This is a genomic window from Pantoea sp. Morm, from assembly GCF_016643525.1.
Taxonomy (GTDB): Bacteria; Pseudomonadota; Gammaproteobacteria; order Enterobacterales; family Enterobacteriaceae; genus Pantoea; species Pantoea dispersa.
Genome location: NZ_VOQX01000038.1, coordinates 1 through 23,247, shown reverse-complemented (window position 1 = coordinate 23,247; position 23,247 = coordinate 1). Strand labels below are relative to the sequence as shown.

Below are 23,247 nucleotides of genomic sequence, written 5' to 3'. Positions count from 1 at the left end.
AAAAATAGCGTGAGAAAAATCTTAGTTTTACTTAATGAAACAAATCAGAGGGAATTTTTGCGCTGTTTGGCTGTCTGGACAGAGCAAGATCCCGCCCCTGAGGACGCATAATCAACCCCAGCGCTTCGCCTTCGGCGGCTGCCTGCTCAAGTTCCAGGCGCTCTTCATTGCTCAATACATAAGGAATCCAGGCAAGTACCACGCTGTAGTTGCCGGTGCGCAACGCTTTCACCATGCTCTCAACCGTGCTTAAACGCTCGGATTCCGTAATATGCATACTCTTTTCCAGCGGTAATCCTGACTGCTGCATCCAGCTGCGGTTCAGTTTGTGCGCTGGCGTCAGCCACAGCTGCCAGCGTGACTGGGTGCTCAGCTGCTTGAGGACTGGCAGTAACAGCAGCGGCATGATGCCGGGCTGCTCGCTATAACGCAGTTCAGTAATACCACCCAGAGAAGGTTGCGTTAAGCCCGTCGCAGCGAAACGGTGAGCACGATCAGCAGGGCCAGAGTATTGAGTACGCATATTTTAATCACTCAGTAATGAACTGTATGAATATACAGTAATGAGTTCCTGGATAAAGATCAACCTCAATTTCTGAAAATGCCTCGCAAATTCCGCACAAGATCCGCGCGTTGCCGCTTTTATTCATTGAACAGCTAAATCGTTTTTTCTATCTTCTAACCAGATGAATCTCTGAGCTTTTTATAGGAAATTTCCCGCGCAAGGAATGAGGAAAAGGGGACGTTATGAAGAAAAATAATCCGGTGGTTGAGCAGTCCAAAGCCCAGTTAGCGGCATTGGGAAAAATTGAATCGCGCACCCAGTTTGGTGGTTACGCGCTGGCGGTCGAAAAGGTGGTGTTTGCTTACATCAATGAGGATGCGCTCTATCTGCGCGCCAGCGAGGCGCTACAGCACTATGCCGCGCAGCGCCCGCTGGAACCATTGATATACCGCAAGCGCGGCATGCCGGTGACGCTCAGCTACTACAAAGTGGATAAACAGCTCTGGCAGGACGCCGATCAGCTGCTGCGCTTATCGGCCAGTTCGCTGTCTGCGGCGCGCGCCGAGGCGGCGAACAGACTTGTCTTGCTCAGGCTGAAAGATCTGCCCAATCTCAGCCTGCGCATGGAGCTGATGCTGCACAAAGTCGGGATCAATTCTGTTCGCTTACTGTATGAAATGGGCTCGCGTCAGAGCTGGCTGAAGTTGCGGGCGGTGAATGAAGACATCGGCCTGAAAACGCTGCTGGCGCTGGAAGGGGCCATTTCCGGCCATCACCAGGCCGCTTTGCCGGCGGCGGTACGTGAAGAGTTGAGCGCATGGTATCAGGAAACGCTCCGCCAGCACGCCGCGGCGGAGCGCCTGTTGCCTTAAGCGGCGGCGAGGGTGCGGCGCAGGCGGGCAATTTCCGGCAGCAACGCAATCAGCAGCCCCAGCTGCTGCAACACCAGCGGTGCCTGCGCCTCCTCACTGGTTTTCAGCGCGCTCAGGCGCTGCATCAGTGCCTGCTGCATCGTTTCCGCCTGCGCTTCGCTGACGCGATCGATCTGCAGCGCATCCTCGACGAAGCATACCGCGTCATCTAAAAGCGTCAGCAGTTCGCCCTGCGTCAGCCGCTCCCGGTGCGCGCCCAGCGCTGAGATGTAGCTGAGAAACGAGTGGTTGAGGCACATCAGACGGAACGCATTATCGCGCAGCGGCGGCTGTTGCTTCAGTTCGCCGCTGATATTGGACACCACGGACGCCAGTTCCGCATCGGCGTTGTGCGCGTCACGGCGCGCCACGCGGTAGGCGAGACGGTTATCTTTACCCTGATGATACTGTTCCAGGATGGCATCAAGATAACGACAGTTGGCATTCAGCGTGCGATCGGCAACCGTCGTCAACTGACGGAAACGCCAGTCAGGCCAGACAAACGCCACCGCCAGCCAGGCCAGACCACAGCCGAGCAAGGTATCCACCACGCGCGGCAGGGCGACATCAAAGCCTTCACCCAGCAGATTGAAGCACAGCAGCACCAGCAGGGTGATGAACAGCGTCGCCTGCGCGTACTGAATCTGGCGGAAGGCAAAAAACAGCACGCCGCTCAGCACAATCAAAACCAACTGGCCCTCGATAGAGGGCACCAGCCACAGCACCGGCAGGCCAATCGCAATACCGGCCAGGGTTCCGCCAATACGCAGCGCCAGCCGCCGCCGTGTGGCGTTATAGTTGGGCTGGCAAACAAACAGGCTGGTCAGCAGGATCCAGTAGCCGCGATGCAGGCCGGTAAGCTGAATGAAAGCGTACCCCACGCACAGCACCAGCGACATGCGCACCGCGTGGCGGAACAACGCCGAGGTCGGACTCAGATGGCGACTGAGGCGCAGACGGATATCCGCCCAGCCACTCAAGCCTTCACGCGACAGATGGTGATCGCTCTGCGTCAGCGGTTCTGCCAGCCGCTGCTCTGATTCGATCGACGCCAGCTGCGCATCAATGGCGCGTAAGTTGCGCAGCAACCAGAACAGCGGACGAATGTGCGTCGCCTGCGGATCGTTATGTTGCAGGCGCTGCAGGGCGGTCTCCAGCCGTTCAAAGCTGCGCGCAAAGTGACTATCGTGGTGCCACGGCTGGCGCAGCACGATATTCTCTGCCAGCTGGCGACAGGCCTGCGCCTGCATGTTCAGCAGCCGCTGAAAGCGAAACAGCACCTCGTTGTAACGCCAGTCATCGCGCAGCAGGTGATATTGCAGATGCGACGAGCTGGCGCGCTCGTGAATATCCTGCGCCACAAAATAGTAATGCAGGCTGCGCCGCGTGCTGCGCGAGCCGCGGTCGCCGCGTAAACGGCTCTGAATGGTGGTTTTCGTCAGGTTGAGCTGCGCCACCAGCTGGCTATTGACCATCGCGGTGGCGATCAGCGCCGCGTCATCCTGCTCACCGCCGTCAGGATCAAACAGATTGGCCTTGGCTTCCAGATAGCGCGCCAGCTGGGAAAAGCTGGCGGCCAGCTGCTCCTGCACCGGGCGCACCGGAAACATCAGGTGGCCGATAAAGGTCAGCAGGTTGTACCACAGCGCGCCAATCAGCAGCAGCGCCGGCTGCATCCACCACTGCGGAAACAGGCCAATGCCCAGCATGGTGTACACCGCGATCAGCAGGGCACCAAACGCAATGGTGGCGTAGCGCTGCCCCAGCGCGCCCAGCAGGATAAATCCCCAGCTGGAGAGCGCAAGGCCAATAGCAAACAGCCACGGGTGCGGAAACAGCAGCTCGACCGAGACCGAGGCAATGCAGAAGCACACCAGCGTGATGAGCAGGTTGCGCACGCGGCCGGTCCAGCGATCGTCAAGATCGGCCAGCGCCGCCGCCACCACGCCGAGCGTTAGCGGAATGGTCCACTCAATCTGCTGCAGCCACCAGGGAACGGCGGCACAGCCGGCCAGCGCGAAGAAGATGCGCAGCAGATAGTGCAGGCTGCTGTTGAACAGATAACGGCGCCAGCCGGGCAAAGCGTCAGGCATCATCTTCAGCCTCAGTAGCGGCGCCGCGCGTTGGCTTCACGCGCCGCCTGCGCTTCTTCCACTGACACCACGCGGCGACCTACCGGCCACAGCGCGATAGCGGCGATTTTGAAGTGGGCAATGCCGGTCGGAATACCGATGATGCTCAGACACTGCAGGATGCCGGTTGAGATGTGCATCAGGCACAGCCACCAGCCAAAGAAAATCAGCCAGAACAGGTTGAGGAAGGTGCCGCCGGCGTTCAGCACGTGGCTTTTGCTCTCCGGGCGCAGCACGTCAACGTGAACCGCTTCGTTGCCAAACGGCAGCAGGGACAGTTTGGTGATCTCCCAGCAGGAGCGGGTCAGCGGCAGGGTAAAGATCAGCACGATGCTGATCAGCGTGGCCAGCAGCCAGCCGAGGGTGGTGATAAAGCCGCCAAGAACAAAATTCAGAATATTAAGCACGGTGCGCATAACGCGATTTTCCTTTTGCAATCCGCAATATGTGTCGCCCAGTTTAGCGTGTTTTAAGGCTGGAGCGCTAAGGGTCTGACAGGTAAACTGCGCGATAATTGAATTCCACATGACGGTGCGGAGATGGAACTAAAAGCAACATCCATGGGTAAACGGCTGGCACAGCATCCCTATAACCGGGTGCGATTGCTGGCTGCCGGTGTGGAAGTCAGCGGCGATCGTCACGAATACCTGATCCCGTTCAATCAGCTGATCGGTATCACCTGCAAACGCGGCCTGGTGTGGGGCGAGCTGGAGTTCTTATTACCGGAAGAGAAAGTGGTGCGGTTGCACGGCACCGAGTGGCAGGAAACCCAGCGTTTTTATCATTACCTTCAGCAGGCGTGGCAGCAGTGGAGCCTCGAAATGAGCGAAATCAGCGCGCAGGTGCTGAGCGCGCTGCAGCAGGAGATCGTCGCGTTTACCGGCCAGGATCGCTGGCTGAAGCGCAGCGAACTGGCCGCGGTGAAAGAGACCATCACGCGCCAGTTTTCCGCCTTACCGCTGCCGCTGGCAAGGCTGGAGGAGTTTGATAACTGCCGCGCGCTGTGGCGCTTTTGCCAGCAGTGGCTCGAGCACGGCGAGAGCGCGATTCGGCAGCGCAACCGTGAATGGAGCGCGCGGGTGATCAGCGATAATCACGCCTTCTTCTCCACCGTCGAAACCACGCCGCTCAATCCATCGCAGTGTGAGGCGGTGGTCAACGGTGAAGACGCGCTGCTGGTGCTGGCTGGCGCGGGCAGCGGTAAAACCTCGGTGCTGGTGGCGCGCGCCGGCTGGCTGTTACAGCGCAAACTGGCGCAGCCGGAGCAAATCCTGCTGCTGGCTTTTGGTCGCCAGGCGGCGGAAGAGATGAACGATCGGATCCAGTCGCGGCTGGGTGAGAGCGCGATTCAGGCGCGTACGTTCCACGCGCTGGCGCTGCACATCATTCGTGAAGGCAGCAATAAGCAGCCGGTCATCAGCCGGCTGGAAAGTGACAGCAGCGCACGACGTCAGTTGCTGATCGAAAACTGGCGTGAGCAGTGCAACAGCAAAAAGGCGCAGGCCAGCGGCTGGCGACAGTGGTTGCAGGAAGAGCTGGCGTGGGACGTGCCGGAAGGTCCGTTCTGGCAGGATGACAAGCTGGCGCAGCGTCTTGCCGTGCGGCTGGAGCGCTGGCTCGGCCTGATGCGCATGCACGGCGGCGCGCAGGCGGCGATGATTGCCGATGTGCCGGAACCGCTGCGCGACAATTTCACGAAGCGCGTCAGGCTGATGGCGCCGCTGCTGAAAGCATGGAAAAGCGCACTGAAAGCCGAGGGCGCGGTGGATTTCTCCGGGCTAATCCACCAGGCGATCGCTGTGCTGGAGAAGGGCCGCTTTATCAGCCCGTGGAAGCACATTCTGGTGGATGAATTCCAGGATATTTCCCCGCAGCGGGCGGCGCTGCTCAGCGCGCTGCGTCAGCAAAATAAGCGCACCAGTTTGTTTGCGGTCGGCGATGACTGGCAGGCGATCTATCGCTTTAGCGGCGCGGAGATGAGCCTGACCACCGCGTTTCATCACTATTTTGGCGAAGGCGACCGCTGCGTGCTGGATACCACCTACCGCTTCAACGATCGCATCGGTGACATTGCCAACCGCTTTGTGCAGCAGAATCCGCATCAGCTGCGCAAGCCGCTCAACAGCCTGAGCAAAGGGAACAAGAAATCCATTACGCTGCTGCCGCAGGATCAACTGGAAGCGCTGCTCGACAAGCTGAGCGGTTACGCGAAGCCGGACGAGCGCGTACTGCTGCTGGCGCGTTACCATCATCTGCGTCCGGCCATGCTGGATAAAGCCAAAACCCGCTGGCCGAAACTGCGTATCGACTTCATGACCATCCACGCCAGTAAAGGTCAGCAGGCGGATTTTGTCATCGTGCTGGGGCTGCACGAAGGGCGTGACGGTTTCCCGGCGCAGGTGCGCGAGTCGATCATGGAAGAGGGACTGCTACCGCAGCCGGAGGATTTTCCGCATGCCGAAGAGCGGCGCCTGGCCTACGTGGCCATCACGCGCGCGCGTCAGCAGGTATGGCTGATGTTTGATAAAGAGCGGCCTTCCGTGTTTGTCGAACACCTGCGCGAACTGGGCGTTCCGCTGAGCCGGAAGGCCTGAGCCATCAGGCTTTCAAACGTTCTGTCAGGTAGCGCTGATAATCGGGGATCTGGATGGTCACTTCGCTGGCAAACATCGGCGAATGGATAATGAAATCCGCGGTGGCGCGGTTGGTCGCTACCGGTATATTCCATACGGTAGCCAGGCGCAGCAGCGCTTTGACGTCCGGATCGTGCGGTACTGCATTGAGCGGATCCCAGAAGAAGAACAGCACATCAATTTTGCCTTCTGCAATCAGCGCGCCGACCTGCTGATCGCCGCCCATTGGCCCGCTGAGCATGGCATTCACATCCAGTCCGGTGTGACGATTGATCAGGTTGCCGGTGGTGCCGGTGGCATACAGCACGTGAGGTTGCAGCGCATTTTGATTGATTTTCACCCAGTCCAGCAGCGAGGCTTTGCAGTGGTCGTGGGCAACGAGGGCGATGTGTTTCTGAACTTTCAGGGTACGAACGGTCTGCTCCATGGGGCTTCCTGTTTCGGCGCGTGCAAACGTAGTGAAGGCACGAGTTTACCCCTGGCGTTCAGCTGCTATCAACTTGCGCGTAGGGTTTTCACCCAACTGATAAAACGCTGCCGCGTGGCGGCATCAACACGCTGCAGCCAGCGTTGCAGCGCGGGCAAATTACTGGCGTCCTGCCATACCATATCCAGACTGAGACTGGCGTCCGGTACGCTGGCCGCCTGCAGCGCAAAGCGCGGCACGCTGGCCGCCTGCGCCGTACGGTTGTAATTGAGCATCGCCTGTTCAACATTGCCGCTGCTCTCACCCGGCAACCGATCGCGAATGCTGGCTATTTCATTACCACGCTCATCAATCAGCTGAAAATTTAACGATTTATCAAACAGGCTGCGTTCGCGGCGGTTATTCAGCGCCGGCAGGCGAATCGCTACGGAATGGGCGTCGGCGGTGAAGGTGACGATCATCAGTTCTGAGCGGAAGTGAGTGGCATCGGCGCAGGGTTTATCCACGCGAAACAGAAACTGATGCTGACCGCGCTCCAGCTCAAGGCTGTCCGCGCCTTTCAGCAGCGAACCTGAGATTTTGCGCCCATCCAGCACCAGCAGGTCGATCTGCGGATCGAGCTTCAGGGTGATGGCATGGCAGGTTGCCGATACGAGCAGCAACAGCAAACCCGTAACAGCCAGAGACAGCTTCATTTCAACTCCCGGAACAGGGGAAAAAGGGCGATGTGTAGCAAATTATTACATTATGGCAGTTAATTTACATTTTAACATATTTATTCGTGTCGCCGCGCAAACTTTTCGTGCGCTGCGCTTGCACTTTAGCGCGCAATGGCATCTACACTCAGGCGAGTGAACAAGGATAAAAACATGAACGATCAAACGATTCGCGATGTCCTGACGCAAACCCAACGCATCGCGCTGGTCGGTGCCAGCGATCGCACTGAGCGTGCCAGCTATGGCGTAATGAAATACCTGCTCGATCAGGGTTATGACGTGATTCCGGTGAGTCCGAAGCTGGCAGGGCAGCAGCTGCTGGGGCAAACCGTGTACGGCACGCTGGCGGAGATTCCAGGCAAGATTGACATGGTGGATGTGTTCCGCAATTCCGAAGCGGCATGGGGCGTGGCGCAGGAAGCGATTGCTATCGGCGCCAAAACACTGTGGCTGCAGCTGGGCGTGATCAATGAGCAGGCGGCGGTGCTGGCGCGTGATGCCGGGCTAACGGTGATTATGGATCGCTGTCCGAAAATGGAGATTCCGCGGCTGGGCGTGACGCGGTAAATAAAAACGGCGACTCCGGGTCGCCGCACGATTAATGCCGCAGGCTGGGTGCCTGCAGCTGCTGGCGGATTGAGGCCGCCAGTTCATCCATGGATGGCTGTTCCGGATGTTCGAACGAGGTTTCGCCGGCCAGCTGAATCTCAGCGATATAGGTATGCACCTGTTCGCCTTCCTCATCTTCCATCACCACGTGATACCAGGGGGCCGCACGCAGCGATTCCGTCGCGCCAACCTCATCCAGCTGCGGATCGTCCAGCGAATACTCCGGGTCGACATCCACAATCACGCCGAGCACCCCGGAGAGACGGTGCCGGACCTGCTGTCCAATTCCAAATTTACTGGCAATCATTGTGACCTCCCAAAACTTTGCCCTGCCACCGATATGGGGGCAGGGACAGCGTTTTCAAGTCACAGCACACGACAGGCAAAGCCTTTCAGATAAAGCCCTTCAGGATAGCTGGCGATCACCGGATGGTCGGCTGCCTGACGGAACTGCTCTATAAATTGTACATCACGACCGGCATCAACAGCGGCATCGGCGATAATTTTCTGGAACAGTTCGGTGGCCATCAGCCCGGAACAGGAGAAAGTCAGCAGAATGCCGCCCGGATTCAGCAGCTGCATTGCCAGCATGTTGATGTCTTTATAGCCGCGGCAGGCGCCCATCAGCTGGTTTTTATTCTCAACGAATTTCGGCGGATCCATGACGATCATGTCGAATTTCTCGCCGCTGTCGCGGTAGCGACGCAGCAGTTTGAACACATCGTCACGCAGGAACTGCGCGCGTGAGACATCCAGCCCGTTAAGCGCCACGTTCTGTTTTGCTACGTCAAGGGCGTCCTGCGAGGTATCCACGCTGATCACTTCCCGGCAGCCGCCGAGCAGAGCAGAGACCGCAAACCCGCCGGTGTAGGAGAAGCAGTTAAGCACGCGGGCATTTTCCGCGTAACGACGGGTGGCAAAACGGCTGTCGCGCTGATCGAGGTAATAACCGGTCTTGTGACCGCCCTGAATATCCACCAGCAGCTGCATGCCGTGCTCGGTTATCGGCAGCAGCGCAGGCGGCAGTTCACCGCTTACGGGACCCTGCGCCAGCTCCAGGCCCTCTTTCTTGCGCACCGCCACGTCAGAGCGGTCATAGATGGCGCAGTCGGGATAGCACTGCTGCAGCGCCGAGACGAGAGCCGGGCGCTGATACTCCGCCCCGGCCGACAGCAGTTGCAGCACGAGGAAGTTACCGAAGCGATCAATCGTGACGCCCGGCAGTCCATCGGACTCGCCGGCAATCAGGCGATAGCTGTCCAGCCCGTCGCGCTGCGCCAGCCAGTCGCGCCACTGCTGCGCTTTCTGCAGCGTGCGCACAAAGAAGGCGATGTCGATTGACTCATCCTGCTGCCAGCTCCAGACGCGCGCGCGAATTTGTGACTGAGGAGAGTAGGCGGCACGGGCCAGCCATTTGCCGTTGCTGTCACAGATATCAATGGTTTCACCCGACTGGGCTTTACCTTCCATACGGGCAACGGCGCCGGAGAACACCCACGGATGGCGGCGGAGCAGGGATTTTTCACGTCCCTTAGCGAGAATCAATCGAACGGTCATGTTTGCTATGCTTACCTGAAAAAATGAGGCGCCATTTTCCGGTGGATGGCGGCAAAATGCAACGCACAAAGGGGAGATCGCCATGGCGACGACAGGTTACAAAATCTGGGTTCACGGCAGGGTGCAGGGCGTGGGCTTCCGTTATTACACCCAGGCGCAGGCGAACGCGCTGGGCGTCACCGGCTATGCGCATAATCTGGCCGATGGCAGCGTGGAGGTGCTGGCGGCGGGAGAAGCGCAGCAGGTGGAGTCACTGATTGCATGGCTGAAGGCAGGCGGACCGCCCAGTGCCCGGGTCGATAAGGTGCTGGTGGAGCCGCATCAGCTGGCGGAGCGGCCGACGCGGTTTACTACCGGATGATCACAGACACTTCGCCGGTTTTGGCAGGCCAGCGATTTTAGTGGCCTGTTTGGCCGGACCTTCCGGGAACAGGCGAAACAGATAGCGGCTGTTGCCTTTCTCTTCGCCATATTTTTGCGCCATGGCTTTGACCAGCATGCGCACCGCCGGCGAGGTATTAAACTGCTGATAAAAATCACGCACAAAGTGCACCACTTCCCAGTGCGCTTCACTCATCTCAATCGCTTCCTGCTGGGCGATGGCCTGCGCCAGCGCTTCACTCCAGTCAGCGCTATTTTTCAGATAGCCTTCTGCGTCAGTGGCAATCTCTTTACCGGCAAAAATCACGTTGTTTCCTCATATCGTCAGCGCGCCTATTGTAAAGGCGGCGGCGGATAAAAAGCAAAAACCCCGCCGGAGCGGGGTTTAACGGTGCGTGCGTTACGTCTTAGTCGCGGTTGGCGAAGCCCAGCAGGCTCAGCAGGCTGACAAAGATGTTGTACAGCGAGACATACAGGCTGACGGTGGCGCGAATGTAATTGGTTTCACCGCCCTGAATGATGTTGCTGGTTTCCCACAAAATGGCACCGGCAGAGAACAGAATAAACAGGGCGCTGATCGCCAGGTGCAGCGCGGGCAGCTGCAGGAAGATATTGGCAACCACGGCCACCAGCAGCACCACAAAGCCGGCCATCATCATGCCGCCAAGGAAAGACATGTCGCGACGCGTGGTCAGGACATAGGCGGAACAGCAGAAGAACACCAGCGCGGTGCCGCCCAGCGCCATGGCGATAACATCACCCATACCGGCGGTGAGGAACGAGCTGAGAATCGGGCCGAGGCAGTAACCGAGGAAGCCGGTGAAGGCAAACGCGGCCAGAATACCCGCCGGGCTGTTCGCCAGGCGATAGGTCAGGAACATCAATCCGTAAAAGCCCACCAGCATCAGAATCAGTCCCGGCGAGGGCAGGGCGTAGACGGTGCTGAGCGTGGCGGTGACGGCGGAAAACGCCAGCGTCAGGCCAAGTAAGAAATAAGTATTGCGCAGCACTTTATGGGTGCTGAGTAGCGACTGCTGCTGTGACGAGCTAATTATTCTGTCCATCATGCGCTCCTGTTAGAGAGAGAACACCAAATATGGCCTGAGAATACGCAACGGTCAGAGGACAGAAAAGGCGTTTTACCCATCTTTACGCGATAAATTGCTGTTTCACTGAGCAGAATGATGATTAAGACGGCAAAAAAATCATTTTTGACTGTTTTTCAGGCGAACGAATCATTGGATGCTTTACATCGTTCGGGGGGATGTTTATAGTGCGCCTCATTGCGGAGGGGTGGCCGAGCGGCTTAAGGCAGCGGTCTTGAAAACCGCCGATGGGAAACCATCCGAGAGTTCGAATCTCTCCTCCTCCGCCACTTCACACTCTCGCAGTGTCAGGTGACAAAAAGATTTCAGGAGGGATGGCCGAGTGGCTTAAGGCAGCGGTCTTGAAAACCGCCGATGGGAAACCATCCCAGAGTTCGAATCTCTGTTCCTCCGCCATATAAGAGAAGCCCGCAGCGATGCGGGCTTTTCGCTTTTCTGCTTTCCATCCTTCTGAAAAACATCCTGAAGCTTTTCAATCTGCTGCCGTAACCCGACGGCCAGCGCGTTTACTGCTATAGTCGATGCACGGTTTTTGCAAACATCTGGCGATTTTCTCAGGCAAGCTGGGTTACACTGTGCGGTAATTCGCTCTTTGGCGAGCTAATCGCTTGAATGCCAGAGTGTTTCCCTGATGAATTATGGAATAGGCACAATGATCAAGAAACTGAGTCTTTGCGCGCTGTCAGTGATCGCGGCGCTGCCGATGGGTATGAGCGCTTACGCCGCGGATGGCGACATGCAACTGCAGCAGGTCCTGATGCTGAGTCGTCACAACCTGCGTGCCCCGCTGGCCAACAACGGCAGCGTGCTGGAGCAGGCGACGAAAAAAAGCTGGCCGCAATGGGATGTGCCCGGCGGTGAGCTGACCACCAAAGGCGGCGTGCTGGAAGTCTACATGGGTAACTACACCCGTCAGTGGCTGGCTCAGCAGGGGCTGGTACAGAACGGCACCTGTCCGGACAGCAGCAACATTTTTGTCTATGCCAACAGCCTGCAGCGCACCGTCGCGACGGCGCAGTATTTCGTCACCGGGGCTTTCCCGGGCTGCGATATCGCTGTCACCCATCAGGATGCGATGGGCACTATGGACCCGATCTTCAATCCGGTAATCACCGATGGCAGCGAAGCGTTTAACAAGAAAGCGCTGGCGGCGATGACCGCAGCCAATGAGAAGCTGGCGCTGAAGCCGGCCTTCCAGCGGCTGGAAAAAATCGTGGATTACAAATCAGCTCCGGCCTGTAACGGCAAGAAACAGTGCGACCTGAGCAGCGGCGACAACACCTTTAGCGCGGAAAACGGCAAAGAGCCCGGCGTCAATGGCCCGCTGAAAGTGGGTAACTCGCTGGTCGACGCCTTTACGCTGCAATATTACGAAGGTTTCCCGGCGGATCAGGTTGCCTGGGGACAAATCAAAACGCCTGAACAGTGGAAAGAGCTCGCGGCGATCAAGAATGGCTATCAGGATGCGCTGTTTACCGCGCCGGAAGTGGCGCGTGACGTTGCCGCACCGCTGGTGGATTACATCCGCAGCCAGCTGGTCGATCAGGACAAAGCCACCGCGCCAAAAGTCACGCTGATGGTCGGACACGATTCGAATATCGCGTCATTGCTGAGCGCGCTGCAGGTTAAGCCGTACGAGCTGCCGGGTAACGACGAGAAAACCCCGATTGGCGGCCAGGTAGTGTTTGAACGCTGGCACGATGCGAAGAACAACAAAGACCTGCTGAAAGTGGAGTATGTCTATCAGACGGCGGATCAGCTGCGTAATGCAGATGTGCTGAGCCTGAAGAACCCACCGAAGCGCGTTACGCTGCAGCTGGCGGGGTGTGACACTGACGCCAACGGCTACTGCAGCTGGGATCAGTTCACCAGCGCGCTGAACAACGCGCTGCAGGGTACACCGCTGCAGCCAGCCGCACCGGCACCGGCCGCACAGCCTGCTGCCGCGCCGGCAGCCAGCGATGACGCACAGGCCAAAGCGGATCAGGCCAGCGCGGATAAAGCCGCGGCTGATAAAGCTGCAGCGCAGAAAGCCGCTGACGCGAAAGCTGCTGAGGAAAAAGTGAAGGCGGACAAGGCCACGGCGCAAAAAGCGGCGGACGACAAAGCCAAAGCTGAGAAGGCCAGCGCTCAGAAGGCCGCAGAGGAGAAGGCGAAAGCCGATGCCGCAGCGGCGCAGAAAGCGCAGGCTGAAGCAGCGCCGGCGAAGCCGGAGGCGGACGCTAAACCCGCGCAACAGCCGGCAGCAGCCAGCAACTAAAACGCCAGCAGGGTCGCCATGCACGGCGACCCTGCTGTGTTGTTACCGGCTGCGCATTGACGCGCACCGCAGTCAATCGAATAAAACCACCGTTCAGCTCAACGGTGGTTTCATGCCGCTTAACCGGCTACTACGACCAGTTTCTGGTTAGCAAACTCCTTCAGCCCTAGATCGGACAGTTCACGGCCATAGCCGGAACGCTTCACGCCGCCGAACGGCAGCTCAGCCGCGGTATCGCTCTGCGAATTGATAAACACCATACCGGTCTCAATCTGCGAAGCCATGTTGCGTCCGCGCGCAATGTCCCGCGTCCACACGGAACCGCCCAAACCGTAGTGTGAGTCGTTGGCCAGCGCTACGGCAGCACGGTCGTCCGCCACCACATACACCTGCGCCACCGGGCCGAAAAACTCCTGATAGTAAGCCGGGTTATCCGGCGTCAGGCCGGTCAGGATGGTTGGCTGGTAGTAGCAGCCGACGCCGTCGATTACGCGTCCGCCGCATTCCACGCGTGCGCCATGCGCCACCGCCTCGTCCACCTGTTTCACCAGCCGGTCACGTGCATCCTGTGACGACAGCGGCCCCAGTGTGGTTTTTTCATCTAACGGATCGCCGGGCGTAGCGGATTGCAGCGCCGCGCTAAACTTAGCCATAAAGCGATCGGCAATCTTTTCATGCAGAATAAAGCGCTTCGCCGCGGTACATACCTGACCGCAGTTGCTCAGCCGCGCCTGCGCGCCCTGACGCACCGCTTCATCAATATCGGCATCGTCCAGCACCACAAACACATCGTTACCACCCAGCTCGAGCGTGGATTTTTTCAGGTGCTTACCGGCCTGCTCGGCCACCGCGCTGCCGGCGCGTTCTGAACCGGTGAGCGCCACGCCCTGCACGCGCGGATCGGCGATCAGATCGGCCACCTGCTGGTTAGAGATAAACAGATTGCTCCACGCGCCCTGCGGCGCACCGGCTTCCAGCACCAGCTTTTCAAACACGTCGGCGCAGTGCGGCACAATGTTGGCATGTTTCGCCAGCACCGGATTGCCCAGTGCCAGATTCGGTGCCAGCACGCGCATCAGCTGATAATAGGGAAAATTCCACGGCTCGACGGCCACCACCACGCCAATCGGATGGTATTCGAGCCAGGCGTCACCGACATCGCTGGGATAGGGCTGGGCCTGCAACAGCCTTGCCGCGTGTTCGGCATAATAGCGCGCGATGCTGGCGCAAATTTTCACTTCGCCGCGGCTCTGGCCAATCAGCTTACCCATCTCTTTGCTGGCAATGGTGGCCAGCTCTTCGCTGCGCTGGTCGATCAACTCTGCCAGGCGCTGCAGCACCTGCAGACGCGGCTGAATATCGCCTTTGCTCCACGGCGAATGGTAGAGCGCATCGGCGGTGTGCAGCGCCTGCTGCGCGTAGCTGTCATCGTGTGATGGCCAGGTTTTCAGCAGCTGATTATTGGCCGGATTAATGCTTTGATAGGCTGACATAAAGGCTCCCTGACGGCTAAAAATGAGAAGGCGGGACATGCCCGCCTGTGCTTCAGATGTTTTTGCGTTCGACCGGCTTATCGTCCCACGTCAGGACGTCCTGGTCGGTTTTCTCAAACGCGCGGAATAACACCTCATCGCTGCCTTGCTGGCGCCAGATCTCTTCGGCAAGCCGTTCGTCATAATTCGCCACTTCGAAAATTGCTTCAGCGATTTCCGGTGAGGTGTGACGTAAGGTCGCCCATTCGCCCACGTGGTGAGCTTTAAACTGTTCTGTTGCCATAACTCTCTCCTGTTGGGAATTTATCCTTTCAGTTTTACCGCCAGACCGGCGACGTATTGGCCCTGATAACGGGCAATTTCCAGTTCTTCCGCCGAGGGCTGGCGCGATCCGTCACCGCCCGCCAGCGTGGTTGCGCCATATGGCGTACCGCCACGCACCTGCGAAATATCAAACAACTCTTTGGTGCCGTAGCCGATGGGCACAATCACCATGCCGTGATGTGCGAGGGTGGTCCACACCGAGGTAATGGTCTGCTCCTGACCGCCGCCGGTGCCGGTAGACGCAAACACGCTGGCAATCTTGCCGTACAGCGCGCCAGAGGCCCACAGGCCGCCGGTGCGGTCCCAGAAATTACGCATCTGACCGGACATGTTGCCGAAGCGCGTCGGGGTGCCGACGATGATAGCATCGTACTGCGGCAGATCGTCCGGTTTGGCTTCCGCCGCCGGCTGATTAACCTTCCCGCCGACCTGAGCAAACCGTTCGGCATCCATACTTTCCGGCACGCGCAGAATGGTGACTTCGGCACCGCTCACGCTCTTCGCACCGTCCGCCACCGCGTTAGCCATGGTTTCGATATGTCCATACATGGAGTAATAAAGCACCAGAATTTTTGCCATCGTGTTTTCATCCTGTGGTGTAAGGAACAGAAAGAAGTATAGAAGAGGCTGCGCGCTATGCTGGTCAGCCATTGAACAGTCACGGAGATTGCGCTACGACTTCTGCCGCTAACCGCTTGTTTTTCAGCTGAATATCTCGCCATAAAAACGATGCTAAGCGGTTTATCTGTTGCAAAGTATGAATATGTGCCTGATTGTGCGCATCCATTGGCTATGCTTTAAGCGGGTGTGGCGAGATATTACGCACCTGACCTGACACTGTTAGCGCAGTGAAATGTCTTCACCACCTATGCTCAATACCTGGAGGAAATGATGGCTCAACATCGTGGAGGATCAGGCAACTTCGCAGAAGATCGCGAAAGGGCCGCGGAAGCGGGTCGAAAAGGCGGTAAAAACAGCGGCGGGAATTTCAGAAATGATCCGCAGCGTGCTGCCGAAGCAGGTGAAAAGGGGGGACGCAGCCGCGCGAAAAAATAGTGCGTCTGTGACGGTATCCTCGGCCGCCGGGTACGCCCGGCGGTTACAATGATTGCAATTTGCCCGGCTAATCAGCAAAAATGTGCGCCAGTCCTCTATTCTGGTGCGTTATGTCTGCTTCCACTTCCCGCCTCAGCCTGCGTATTACGCGTCAGGAGCTGGTACTTATTTTTATCACTATGGTCTGGGGTGGCACCTTTCTGGTGGTGCATCGCGCCATGGCGCATTCGGGGCCGTTCTTTTTTGTCGGGCTGCGTTTCGCTACCGCCTCGCTGCTGCTGGCCTTTTTCTTTCGCCGCTATTTGCGTCACATTACCTGGCTGGAAATCAAAGCGGGTGCGCTGATTGGCGTGGCGATTGCCGGCGGTTACGGATTGCAAACCTGGGGTATGCAAACCATTTCCAGCAGCCAGTCGGCGTTTCTGACGGCACTTTACGTGCCGGTGGTGCCGCTGTTGCAATGGCTGTTTCTGCGCCGGCCGCCGGGCCTGATGGCGTGGCTGGGCATTTTGCTGGCGTTCACCGGTCTGGTGCTGGTGGCAGGTCCGCAGGATGGCAGCCTGACGCTGAATGCCGGTGAGATCGCCACGCTGCTCAGCACCCTCGCCATTGCTGCAGAGATCATTCTTATCAGTCGCTACGCCGGTCAGGTCGATGTGCGCCGCGTGACGCTGGTACAGCTGCTGGTGGCCTCGGCCTGCGCCTTCGTGCTGATGCTGCCCAACGGCGAATCTTTACCCACGCTATCGGCGCCGCTGCTGTTCAGCGCGCTGGGCCTTGGCGCGGCCAGCGCGCTGATTCAGGTCACCATGAATTGGGCGCAGCGCAGCGTCTCGCCGACGCGCGCCACAGTGATTTATGCCGGCGAGCCGGTGTGGGCCGGTGTGGTCGGACGCATTGCCGGCGAACGGTTACCGGCCGCGGCGCTGCTGGGCGGCGCACTGATTGTCTGCGGGGTGATTGTCAGTGAACTGCGCCTGCGGCGCAAAAAAGCGGTGCCGGAGCAGGCACCGCAGAAGCCTTAAGGCTGCGGGCGCGCCGCCGGCTGGGTCAGCGCGGCACCGCGTCGCTGCAGAATTGCGTTGAGGATGATGGCACCGAAGGTGGCCGTGCCGATGCCGCCGAGGGTAAAGCTGCCGATCTTCAGCGCAAAATCCCCGGCGCCGAGCACCAGCGTGGTGGCCACCATAATCAGATTGCTGTTCTGGCTAAAATCGACGTGGTTCTGCACCCAGATGCGCGCGCCCGCCACGGCGATTAAGCCAAACACCACAATTGAAGCGCCGCCAATCACCGGGCCGGGAATGGTGTGGATGAGCGCGCCGAACTTAGGCGAAAAGCCCAGCACCAGCGCAATCAGCGCCGGAGCGACAAACGCCAGCGTGGAGTAGACTTTGGTCACCGCCATCACGCCAATGTTTTCGGCATAGGTGGTGACGCCGCTGCCGCCGATGGAGCCGGACAGCATGGTTGCCAGGCCGTCGCCGACGAACGCGCGTCCCATCCACGGATCGAGATTGCGTCCGGTCATGCCCGCCACCGCTTTAATATGGCCGAGGTTCTCCGCCACCAGAATAATCGCCACCGGTGCGATCATCACGATTGCCTGCATATCAAATACCGGCGCGGTGGTGTGCGGCAGACCAAACCATGCGGCGCTGGCCACGCGGCTGAAATCAACCGGCTTGCCGAAGCCCATCACATTGGTCAGCAGAGTGTACAGCGCCCAGGCGACAATCAGCCCGACCAGAATCAGCAGCCGCTGCACCATGCCGCGGGTGAACACCGCCACCAGCCCGATGCACAGCACCGTCATCACCGCCATCCAGCTATCAAACATCGAGGCGGAGACGCTGTGCACCGCAATCGGTGCCAGATTAAGGCCGATGGCCATCACTACCGCACCGGTGACCACCGGTGGCATCAGCCGTTCAATCCAGCCGGTACCCACTTTCATCACCACCAGGCCAATCAGCGTGTAGAGCGCGCCGCAGGCAATAACGCCGCCCAGCGCCAGCGCCAGGTTGGGATTGAGCCCCTGACCGTTGAAGCCGGTAATGGCGATCACCACGCCGACAAACGCGGCGCTCGATCCGAGATAACTCGGCACGCGACCACCGGTAATGACAAAGAACAGCAGGGTGCCGATACCGGAAACCAGAATCGCCAGGTTGGGATCCAGCCCCATCAGCAGCGGCATCAGCACCGTTGCGCCAAACATTGCTACCGCATGCTGCAGGCCCAGCACGAACGTCTGCCCGAGTGGCAGGGTTTCGTCCGGGGCAATCAGCCCGTTATCGCTCATGGCTGACTTTTTCTGCCAGCGGGGGAACCAGGAACTCGCCATCGTCTTCTCCAGGGTAGTGGTCGAACCGGGCCGCACGGTGCGGCGTTAGCGGGCGTCCTGCCGTGAAAGGGCATGGTAGCGACGGTCAAACCACATCAGACCGGGCTGGGCATCATGGCGCTCCAGCGCCATCACGTTGCAAAACAGAATGTCGTGTGTCGCCACGCTGACGACCTGCGTGATGGTGCAGTCGAACGCCATCAGCGCCCCCTGCAGCAGCGGGGCGCCGCTGTGCTGCGTGTGCCAGTGGGCGGCGGCAAAACGTTCCGCCATCGGGGTTTTACCGCCAAACAGCGTTGACAGCGATTCCTGGCCAGCGGCCAGCGTGTTCACACACAGCACGCCGTTGTCGCGGAAGATCGGCCACACCGATGCATTACGATTGAGGCAGACCAGCAGCGTCGGCGGCGTATCACTGACGCTGCACACCGCGGTGGCGGTAAAACCGGCGCGTCCGGCCGGCCCGTCGGTGGTGATGATATTGACCGCCGCGCCCAGGCCGGACATGGCATCGCGGAAAGCCTGCTGGCTCACTTCGGGCAGCAGAGGCAGTTCATGTACGCTCATCATCGGCTCCGTGATTAGCTGGCGCGGCGAGCCGGCGTGGCGGTGTCCGCCAGCCAGCGCAGCAGCAGCGCATTAAAGTTGTCGGCATCGGTCACGCTCATGGCATGGCCGCCCCACGGCATCTCAATCAGGCTGCCGTTGGGCAGCGCCTGCGCCAGCTGCGGCGAGCAGCTCCACGGCACCAGCAGGTCATCCTGACTGCATATCGCCAGCACCGGCTGGGTGATTCGCGAGGCGTGCGGACGGAAATCGGCCGATTTCAGCGCGTGCAGACGCCGCAGCAGGTTCTCCATGCCCTGGAAATGCGCCACGTGATGCACATCCTCCGCGCTGATGCGCGACTGATGGCGTGCCAGCCATTCGGCCGGATAAAGAAACAGCGGCTGCGCGCGCACAAACGCTTCAACACCAACGTTGAGCAGCAGATCCTGACGCACCTGGAAGCAGCGTTCGGTGTGGGCATCCAGCGCCAGCCAGCCGTTGATCACCACTACGCGTCCGACGCGCTGCGGATAATCAAGCGCCAGCTGCAGGCCAATCAGCCCGCCAAGCGCATGGCCCACGATGTCATACTGTTCGATGCCGTGCTCCGCCAGCGCGTCGGCCAGTTCCGCTGCCATCATCGCCATGCTGTAACCTTCCGGCAGCGTATCGGGGCTGCGACCGGTGCCGCGCTGATCGTAGGTCACCACGCGATAGTGCGGCGTCAGTGCCGCCAGCTGCGGTTGCCAGAAAGCGGCCACGCCGCCCAGCCCGGACGACAGTACCAGCGTCGGCGCGTCGGGCGCGCTTAATCCCTGAATGTCCAGATGCATTACGCCTCCTGCCGGCCAATGTGTGCCACGCTGGCGATTTCAATCAGCGCATCGGGTTTCACCAGACCGCACTGAATACAGAAGCGCGCCGGTTTGTCGCCGGGAAAATAGTCGGCATACACCTGGTTTACCGCCGCGTAGTTGCTCCAGTCGGTGATGAAAATCGAGTTGAAAGTGACGTCCTGCAGGCTGCCACCGGCGGTCTCGATCACTTTTTTGATGGTTTCCAGCACGTGGCGGGTTTGCGCCGCCGCATCCCCGACGTGCACCACGTTGTTGTCGGCATCGAACGGCAGCGTACCGGAAACGTACACCACGCCATCGGCTAAAGTGCCGGGCACAAACGGAGCGATCGGCGTCGTGGTGCCGGGAGGAATAATCACTGTTTTAGGCATGACTCAGAGTCCTTATTATTAAGCGTGCAGGTGAAACGGCGGTTATGACTTCAGCGCCTCGCAGAAGGTGTCGGTATCGCTGACCCAGCCAAAAAAGGTTTCAATGTTGAACAGCGCCGCCTGCTGAGCAAACGACGGTCCGGCCTGATGGGTGGCATCGGCCAGCACCACGCCGAAATACTCGAGGAAAAAGCCGTCGCGCAGCGTCGATTCCACGCAGACGTTGGTGGCAATGCCGGTAAACACCAGATGACGAATACCGCGGCTGCGCAGCATGCTGTCGAGCGGCGTGTTGAAAAAGCCGCTGTAGCGCGGTTTGGGCAGCACGATATCGCCGGCTTGCGGTACCAGTTCATCCACCAGCGCATAATCCCAGCCGCCTTTTGCCAGCAGGGTGCCGTGCAGCTCCGGCCGCTGACGCATGGTTTTCAGCGCGTTGGATTTATGGAAATTAGGCGAACCGGCGTCACCGGCTTCGACATACTGATTATCCCAGCCGTTCTGGAACCAGATGATCTGCATCCCTGCCGCGCGGGCGGCGGTGACCGCCTGATGAATCCGGGCGATAACCGGCTGCGTGGCGGAGACATCAAACCCGGCCAGATCGAGATAGCCGCCCTGGCTGGCGTAGGCGTTCTGCATATCCACCACAATCAGCGCGCTTTGCGCCGGCGGCAGGGCGATGGCTTCCGGGCGCGCCGGCAGAGTCACTGCAGGCTGGCTGGTGCTGTGGGCACAAACGACGGTATTCATTATGCAACCTCCTTGTGGGCGTCAATCAGCGCGCGGCGGCACGCCATCAGCGGCTGGATACGTTCACCAAAATCTTCAATGCCCTGCAGGAAATCATCAAAGGTCAGCAGCACGCCTTCGGTGCCTTCCACCAGCGCCACTTCATCCAGCATGCGTGCCACGCTGGCATAAGAACCGACCAGCGTACCCATATTGATGTTGACGGCAGAGGTCGGATCGGCCATCTGGCGCACATTGGTGTCGCTGCCGGATTTGGTGTCCTGCTGGCTCTGCGTGGTGAGCCAGGCGAGGGCTTCATCGTCTGCGCCGGCTTTGTAGTGTTCCCATTTGGCGCGCGCGGCTTCGTCGCTTTCGGCGGCGATAATCATAAACAGCACGTAGGAACCGACGTCGCGCCCGGTTTTGTCCGCGGCCTGTTTCATGCGTGCGGCGGTGGGCGCATAGGCGGTCGGGGTATTGACGCCCTTGCCGAAGCAGAAGTTGTAATCAGCGTATTGCGCCGAAAAGGCCATGCCGGCATCACTTTGACCGGCGCAAATCACCTTCATCGGCTTCTGCGGCTGCGGACTGACGCGACAGTCGTTCATGGTGAAGAACTCACCTTTGAAGTCGCTCTGGCCAGTGCCCCACAGGTCGCGCAGCACCGTGACGTACTCCGTCAGGTAGTTGTAGCGGCTGGCAAAATATTCATCGCCCGGCCACAGCCCCATCTGCTCATACTCCGGCTTCTGCCAGCCGGTGACCAGATTGACGCCGAAGCGGCCGCCGGAAATGGAGTCGATGGTAGCGGCCATGCGCGCCACGATAGCGGGCGGCAGCGTCAGGGTGGCGGCGGTGGCGTAGATTTCAATGCGTGAGGTCACCGCGGCCAGCCCGGCCATCAGGGTGAAGGACTCCAGGTTGTGGTCCCAGAATTCGGTTTTGCCGCCGAAGCCGCGCAGCTTAATCATCGACAGGGCAAAGTCGAAGTGATAGTGCTCAGCCTTGAGCACAATCGCTTTGTTGAGCTCAAAGGTCGGCTTGTATTGCGGGGCATGCGTGGAGATGAGCCAGCCATTGTTGCCAATCGGAACGAAAACGCCAATTTTCATGTGAAACCTCTCTGTATTGAACATGGATTGCTTCACGCGCTGCGTTGCTTCCTGCACGCATCCTGCGGGCGGCGCTCCATCACAAAATTGCAAAGCCTGTGCCACAATTTTAAAAGTGATACATAACAATCAGTTAAAATTGGCGACGTAATGAATCCTGAGTGACTGGTCCAAAACAGACCATCTGGTCAAAACAAATTGCACGTTTTTCATGCGTCACCTGAGCGAAAAAGGTGCAGGGCACAGCATTAGGCAGGAAACAGGGCGTTTGTTATGATGCGATTTCGCAGGATGGAAGAGGTAACAGTGTGAAAAGCGATGAAAAAAAGCCAGGACGCCGATCGCGGGCCGTTGCGGCGAAACGGGCAGCTATTCTGGAAGCGGCATTGGCCTTCTTCTCGCAGTTTGGCATTCACGGCACCAGTCTGGATAAAGTGGCTGAGCGCGCGGACGTCTCAAAAACCAACCTGCTTTACTACTATCCGTCAAAAGAAGTGCTGTATGTGGCGGTACTGAAAGAGATTCTTGATGTGTGGCTGGCGCCGCTGCGTGCGCTGCGTCATGACCAGGATCCGCTGGTGGCCATCCGCAACTATATTCGTCTCAAGCTGGAAGTGTCGCGTGACCACCCGCAGGCATCGCGCCTGTTCTGTCTGGAGATGCTGCAGGGCGCGCCGCTGCTGAAGGGCGAACTGGCGGGGGATTTAAAAGCGCTGGTGGATGACAAAGCGGCGATTATCGAACAGTGGATCGCCGAAGGGCGTATTGCCGGCGTGCAGCCGCAGCATCTGTTCTTTCTGCTGTGGGCGACTACGCAGCACTACGCTGATTTCGCGTCCCAGGTGGAAGCCATCACCGGCCAGACGCTAAACGATGCGGAATTTTTTGCCCAGACGCTGGATAACGTTCAGCGCATGATCATTGAAGGGATCCGCGTGCGCTGATCCCAAAGGCTGACCAGGAGAGTGCATGGATTCGCTATCACAACTAACGCTGGGCGCGGCGGTGACCGTGGCCGTAATGGGCAAACGCGTGCCGCTGTGGCAGGCGGCACTGGCGGGGGCGGTCGCGGGCACGCTGCCGGACCTCGACGTGTTTATCGACCACGGCGATGCCATTCGCAACATGACGCTGCACCGCACCGAGAGCCACGCGCTGCTGTGGCTGAC

At 59.1% G+C, this 23,247-nt stretch carries 27 protein-coding genes and 2 tRNA genes; 11 read left to right on the top strand and 18 right to left on the bottom strand.

Translation table 11 applies throughout. The annotated features are described in order from the left end of the window. Nucleotides 1-31: 31 nt before the first annotated feature. Nucleotides 32-523, bottom strand: coding sequence for an SOS-induced cell division inhibitor SulA (sulA, locus tag FT726_RS14605; protein WP_346302964.1), 492 nt, complete (start codon nucleotides 521-523; stop codon nucleotides 32-34). Nucleotides 524-747: 224 nt separating this feature from the next. Between sulA and FT726_RS14600 the strand changes: the two genes are divergently transcribed. Continuing rightward, nucleotides 748-1,377, top strand: a complete 630-nt coding sequence (locus FT726_RS14600) for a TfoX/Sxy family DNA transformation protein (RefSeq protein WP_346302963.1) — start codon at nucleotides 748-750, stop codon at nucleotides 1,375-1,377. Here the strand turns inward: FT726_RS14600 and yccS are convergent. After that, nucleotides 1,374-3,512, bottom strand: a complete 2,139-nt coding sequence (yccS, locus tag FT726_RS14595) for a YccS family putative transporter (protein WP_346302962.1) — start codon at nucleotides 3,510-3,512, stop codon at nucleotides 1,374-1,376. The two genes, FT726_RS14600 and yccS, sit on opposite strands and share 4 nt — an antisense overlap. Before the next feature lie 8 nt (nucleotides 3,513-3,520). Further along, complete coding sequence (locus FT726_RS14590; RefSeq protein ID WP_021508303.1) at nucleotides 3,521-3,964, bottom strand: YccF domain-containing protein; 444 nt, start codon at nucleotides 3,962-3,964, stop codon at nucleotides 3,521-3,523. A gap of 123 nt (nucleotides 3,965-4,087) precedes the next feature. On the opposite strand from FT726_RS14590, the gene helD reads away from it, so the two are divergent. Next, nucleotides 4,088-6,142 carry a DNA helicase IV gene (gene helD / locus FT726_RS14585; RefSeq protein WP_346302961.1) on the top strand — a complete coding sequence of 685 codons (2,055 nt, stop codon included), beginning with the start codon at nucleotides 4,088-4,090 and terminating at the stop codon, nucleotides 6,140-6,142. A 4-nt stretch (nucleotides 6,143-6,146) separates the two neighbouring features. Here the strand turns inward: helD and FT726_RS14580 are convergent, their stop codons facing one another. Both FT726_RS14580 and FT726_RS14575 read right to left on the bottom strand, forming a co-directional pair. Beyond that, nucleotides 6,147-6,608 (bottom strand): methylglyoxal synthase, encoded by a 462-nt coding sequence (locus FT726_RS14580; protein WP_021508301.1) that lies wholly within the window; start codon nucleotides 6,606-6,608, stop codon nucleotides 6,147-6,149. Between the two features lie 68 nt (nucleotides 6,609-6,676). Continuing rightward, the gene (locus FT726_RS14575; RefSeq protein WP_150058369.1) at nucleotides 6,677-7,303 is read right to left on the bottom strand and encodes a DUF2057 family protein; all 627 of its coding nucleotides are present in this window, start codon (nucleotides 7,301-7,303) and stop codon (nucleotides 6,677-6,679) included. Between the two features lie 174 nt (nucleotides 7,304-7,477). Here FT726_RS14575 and FT726_RS14570 point away from each other — a divergent pair, with 174 nt between their 5' ends. Then, nucleotides 7,478-7,891, top strand: coding sequence for a CoA-binding protein (locus FT726_RS14570; RefSeq protein WP_346302960.1), 414 nt, complete (start codon nucleotides 7,478-7,480; stop codon nucleotides 7,889-7,891). 31 nt (nucleotides 7,892-7,922) lie between these two features. On the opposite strand, the gene hspQ is transcribed toward FT726_RS14570, so the two are convergent. Both hspQ and rlmI read right to left on the bottom strand, forming a co-directional pair. Then, nucleotides 7,923-8,240: a heat shock protein HspQ gene (gene hspQ / locus FT726_RS14565; RefSeq protein WP_021508298.1), complete on the bottom strand. Its 318-nt coding sequence runs from the start codon at nucleotides 8,238-8,240 to the stop codon at nucleotides 7,923-7,925. Nucleotides 8,241-8,299: 59 nt separating this feature from the next. Beyond that, nucleotides 8,300-9,490: a 23S rRNA (cytosine(1962)-C(5))-methyltransferase RlmI gene (gene rlmI, locus FT726_RS14560; protein WP_031279846.1), complete on the bottom strand. Its 1,191-nt coding sequence runs from the start codon at nucleotides 9,488-9,490 to the stop codon at nucleotides 8,300-8,302. An 82-nt stretch (nucleotides 9,491-9,572) separates the two neighbouring features. Between rlmI and yccX the strand changes: the two genes are divergently transcribed. After that, nucleotides 9,573-9,851: an acylphosphatase gene (gene yccX, locus FT726_RS14555; RefSeq protein WP_058769579.1), complete on the top strand. Its 279-nt coding sequence runs from the start codon at nucleotides 9,573-9,575 to the stop codon at nucleotides 9,849-9,851. Here yccX and tusE read toward each other — a convergent pair whose 3' ends face one another. Both tusE and yccA read right to left on the bottom strand, forming a co-directional pair. After that, complete coding sequence (tusE, locus tag FT726_RS14550) at nucleotides 9,852-10,178, bottom strand: sulfurtransferase TusE (RefSeq protein WP_010616552.1); 327 nt, start codon at nucleotides 10,176-10,178, stop codon at nucleotides 9,852-9,854. A 100-nt stretch (nucleotides 10,179-10,278) separates the two neighbouring features. Beyond that, complete coding sequence (yccA, locus tag FT726_RS14545) at nucleotides 10,279-10,935, bottom strand: FtsH protease modulator YccA (protein ID WP_021508295.1); 657 nt, start codon at nucleotides 10,933-10,935, stop codon at nucleotides 10,279-10,281. Between the two features lie 223 nt (nucleotides 10,936-11,158). Here yccA and FT726_RS14540 point away from each other — a divergent pair. From FT726_RS14540 to agp, 3 genes are all read left to right on the top strand, one after another. Then, nucleotides 11,159-11,246 (top strand) — tRNA-Ser (locus FT726_RS14540). A gap of 39 nt (nucleotides 11,247-11,285) precedes the next feature. Next, a tRNA-Ser gene (locus FT726_RS14535) sits at nucleotides 11,286-11,373 on the top strand. A gap of 256 nt (nucleotides 11,374-11,629) precedes the next feature. Continuing rightward, nucleotides 11,630-13,237 (top strand): bifunctional glucose-1-phosphatase/inositol phosphatase, encoded by a 1,608-nt coding sequence (gene agp, locus FT726_RS14530; protein ID WP_185749234.1) that lies wholly within the window; start codon nucleotides 11,630-11,632, stop codon nucleotides 13,235-13,237. 119 nt (nucleotides 13,238-13,356) lie between these two features. On the opposite strand, the gene FT726_RS14525 is transcribed toward agp, so the two are convergent. From FT726_RS14525 to wrbA, 3 genes are read right to left on the bottom strand one after another with little or no spacing between them, the layout of a single operon-like run. Further along, on the bottom strand, nucleotides 13,357-14,730 hold the full coding sequence (locus tag FT726_RS14525) for an NAD-dependent succinate-semialdehyde dehydrogenase (protein WP_288422696.1): 1,374 nt from the start codon (nucleotides 14,728-14,730) through the stop codon (nucleotides 13,357-13,359). Between the two features lie 52 nt (nucleotides 14,731-14,782). Continuing rightward, nucleotides 14,783-15,013 (bottom strand): YccJ family protein, encoded by a 231-nt coding sequence (locus FT726_RS14520; RefSeq protein ID WP_021508292.1) that lies wholly within the window; start codon nucleotides 15,011-15,013, stop codon nucleotides 14,783-14,785. Nucleotides 15,014-15,033: 20 nt separating this feature from the next. Next, nucleotides 15,034-15,633, bottom strand: coding sequence for an NAD(P)H:quinone oxidoreductase (gene wrbA / locus FT726_RS14515; RefSeq protein ID WP_021508291.1), 600 nt, complete (start codon nucleotides 15,631-15,633; stop codon nucleotides 15,034-15,036). A gap of 312 nt (nucleotides 15,634-15,945) precedes the next feature. Between wrbA and FT726_RS14510 the strand changes: the two genes are divergently transcribed. Together FT726_RS14510 and FT726_RS14505 are read left to right on the top strand one after the other, a co-directional pair. Further along, entirely contained in the window at nucleotides 15,946-16,110 is a 165-nt protein-coding gene (locus FT726_RS14510; protein WP_010616548.1) for a general stress protein, read from the top strand. Nucleotides 16,111-16,220: 110 nt separating this feature from the next. Further along, nucleotides 16,221-17,135: a DMT family transporter gene (locus tag FT726_RS14505; protein ID WP_021508290.1), complete on the top strand. Its 915-nt coding sequence runs from the start codon at nucleotides 16,221-16,223 to the stop codon at nucleotides 17,133-17,135. Here FT726_RS14505 and rutG read toward each other — a convergent pair. From rutG to rutA, 6 genes are read right to left on the bottom strand one after another with little or no spacing between them, the layout of a single operon-like run. Continuing rightward, nucleotides 17,132-18,457, bottom strand: coding sequence for a pyrimidine utilization transport protein G (gene rutG, locus FT726_RS14500; protein ID WP_346302959.1), 1,326 nt, complete (start codon nucleotides 18,455-18,457; stop codon nucleotides 17,132-17,134). The genes FT726_RS14505 and rutG overlap by 4 nt on opposite strands. Nucleotides 18,458-18,502: 45 nt before the next feature. Next, nucleotides 18,503-19,024, bottom strand: coding sequence for an NADH-dependent FMN reductase RutF (gene rutF / locus FT726_RS14495; protein WP_166710250.1), 522 nt, complete (start codon nucleotides 19,022-19,024; stop codon nucleotides 18,503-18,505). A gap of 14 nt (nucleotides 19,025-19,038) precedes the next feature. Then, nucleotides 19,039-19,839: a pyrimidine utilization protein D gene (gene rutD, locus FT726_RS14490; protein WP_021508287.1), complete on the bottom strand. Its 801-nt coding sequence runs from the start codon at nucleotides 19,837-19,839 to the stop codon at nucleotides 19,039-19,041. Next, a complete protein-coding gene (gene rutC, locus FT726_RS14485; protein ID WP_021508286.1) occupies nucleotides 19,839-20,234 on the bottom strand; it encodes a pyrimidine utilization protein C in 396 nt (131 codons plus the stop codon). The genes rutD and rutC overlap by 1 nt, the downstream gene beginning before the upstream one ends. Before the next feature lie 42 nt (nucleotides 20,235-20,276). Then, nucleotides 20,277-20,987: a pyrimidine utilization protein B gene (gene rutB, locus FT726_RS14480; protein ID WP_058769585.1), complete on the bottom strand. Its 711-nt coding sequence runs from the start codon at nucleotides 20,985-20,987 to the stop codon at nucleotides 20,277-20,279. After that, nucleotides 20,987-22,078 carry a pyrimidine utilization protein A gene (gene rutA, locus FT726_RS14475; RefSeq protein ID WP_346302958.1) on the bottom strand — a complete coding sequence of 364 codons (1,092 nt, stop codon included), beginning with the start codon at nucleotides 22,076-22,078 and terminating at the stop codon, nucleotides 20,987-20,989. Before rutA ends, rutB begins: the two co-directional genes overlap by 1 nt. A gap of 308 nt (nucleotides 22,079-22,386) precedes the next feature. Here rutA and rutR point away from each other — a divergent pair, with 308 nt between their 5' ends. Both rutR and FT726_RS14465 read left to right on the top strand, forming a co-directional pair. After that, a complete protein-coding gene (gene rutR, locus FT726_RS14470) occupies nucleotides 22,387-23,022 on the top strand; it encodes an HTH-type transcriptional regulator RutR (protein ID WP_031279844.1) in 636 nt (211 codons plus the stop codon). A 25-nt stretch (nucleotides 23,023-23,047) separates the two neighbouring features. Further along, a partial coding sequence (locus tag FT726_RS14465; RefSeq protein ID WP_346302957.1) for a metal-dependent hydrolase occupies nucleotides 23,048-23,247 on the top strand: 200 nt, incomplete at its 3' end.

Excerpts from the sequence above, each read along its gene's own strand:
- sulA (WP_346302964.1), bottom strand. The coding sequence starts at position 523 with ATGCGTACTCAATACTCTGGCCCTGCTGATCGTGCTCACCGTTTCGCT.
- FT726_RS14600 (WP_346302963.1), top strand. The coding sequence starts at position 748 with ATGAAGAAAAATAATCCGGTGGTTGAGCAGTCCAAAGCCCAGTTAGCG.
- yccS (WP_346302962.1), bottom strand. The coding sequence starts at position 3,512 with ATGATGCCTGACGCTTTGCCCGGCTGGCGCCGTTATCTGTTCAACAGC.
- FT726_RS14590 (WP_021508303.1), bottom strand. The coding sequence starts at position 3,964 with ATGCGCACCGTGCTTAATATTCTGAATTTTGTTCTTGGCGGCTTTATC.
- helD (WP_346302961.1), top strand. The coding sequence starts at position 4,088 with ATGGAACTAAAAGCAACATCCATGGGTAAACGGCTGGCACAGCATCCC.
- FT726_RS14580 (WP_021508301.1), bottom strand. The coding sequence starts at position 6,608 with ATGGAGCAGACCGTTCGTACCCTGAAAGTTCAGAAACACATCGCCCTC.
- FT726_RS14575 (WP_150058369.1), bottom strand. The coding sequence starts at position 7,303 with ATGAAGCTGTCTCTGGCTGTTACGGGTTTGCTGTTGCTGCTCGTATCG.
- FT726_RS14570 (WP_346302960.1), top strand. The coding sequence starts at position 7,478 with ATGAACGATCAAACGATTCGCGATGTCCTGACGCAAACCCAACGCATC.
- hspQ (WP_021508298.1), bottom strand. The coding sequence starts at position 8,240 with ATGATTGCCAGTAAATTTGGAATTGGACAGCAGGTCCGGCACCGTCTC.
- rlmI (WP_031279846.1), bottom strand. The coding sequence starts at position 9,490 with ATGACCGTTCGATTGATTCTCGCTAAGGGACGTGAAAAATCCCTGCTC.
- yccX (WP_058769579.1), top strand. The coding sequence starts at position 9,573 with ATGGCGACGACAGGTTACAAAATCTGGGTTCACGGCAGGGTGCAGGGC.
- yccA (WP_021508295.1), bottom strand. The coding sequence starts at position 10,935 with ATGGACAGAATAATTAGCTCGTCACAGCAGCAGTCGCTACTCAGCACC.
- agp (WP_185749234.1), top strand. The coding sequence starts at position 11,630 with ATGATCAAGAAACTGAGTCTTTGCGCGCTGTCAGTGATCGCGGCGCTG.
- FT726_RS14525 (WP_288422696.1), bottom strand. The coding sequence starts at position 14,730 with ATGTCAGCCTATCAAAGCATTAATCCGGCCAATAATCAGCTGCTGAAA.
- FT726_RS14520 (WP_021508292.1), bottom strand. The coding sequence starts at position 15,013 with ATGGCAACAGAACAGTTTAAAGCTCACCACGTGGGCGAATGGGCGACC.
- wrbA (WP_021508291.1), bottom strand. The coding sequence starts at position 15,633 with ATGGCAAAAATTCTGGTGCTTTATTACTCCATGTATGGACATATCGAA.
- FT726_RS14510 (WP_010616548.1), top strand. The coding sequence starts at position 15,946 with ATGGCTCAACATCGTGGAGGATCAGGCAACTTCGCAGAAGATCGCGAA.
- FT726_RS14505 (WP_021508290.1), top strand. The coding sequence starts at position 16,221 with ATGTCTGCTTCCACTTCCCGCCTCAGCCTGCGTATTACGCGTCAGGAG.
- rutG (WP_346302959.1), bottom strand. The coding sequence starts at position 18,457 with ATGGCGAGTTCCTGGTTCCCCCGCTGGCAGAAAAAGTCAGCCATGAGC.
- rutF (WP_166710250.1), bottom strand. The coding sequence starts at position 19,024 with ATGAGCGTACATGAACTGCCTCTGCTGCCCGAAGTGAGCCAGCAGGCT.
- rutD (WP_021508287.1), bottom strand. The coding sequence starts at position 19,839 with ATGCATCTGGACATTCAGGGATTAAGCGCGCCCGACGCGCCGACGCTG.
- rutC (WP_021508286.1), bottom strand. The coding sequence starts at position 20,234 with ATGCCTAAAACAGTGATTATTCCTCCCGGCACCACGACGCCGATCGCT.
- rutB (WP_058769585.1), bottom strand. The coding sequence starts at position 20,987 with ATGAATACCGTCGTTTGTGCCCACAGCACCAGCCAGCCTGCAGTGACT.
- rutA (WP_346302958.1), bottom strand. The coding sequence starts at position 22,078 with ATGAAAATTGGCGTTTTCGTTCCGATTGGCAACAATGGCTGGCTCATC.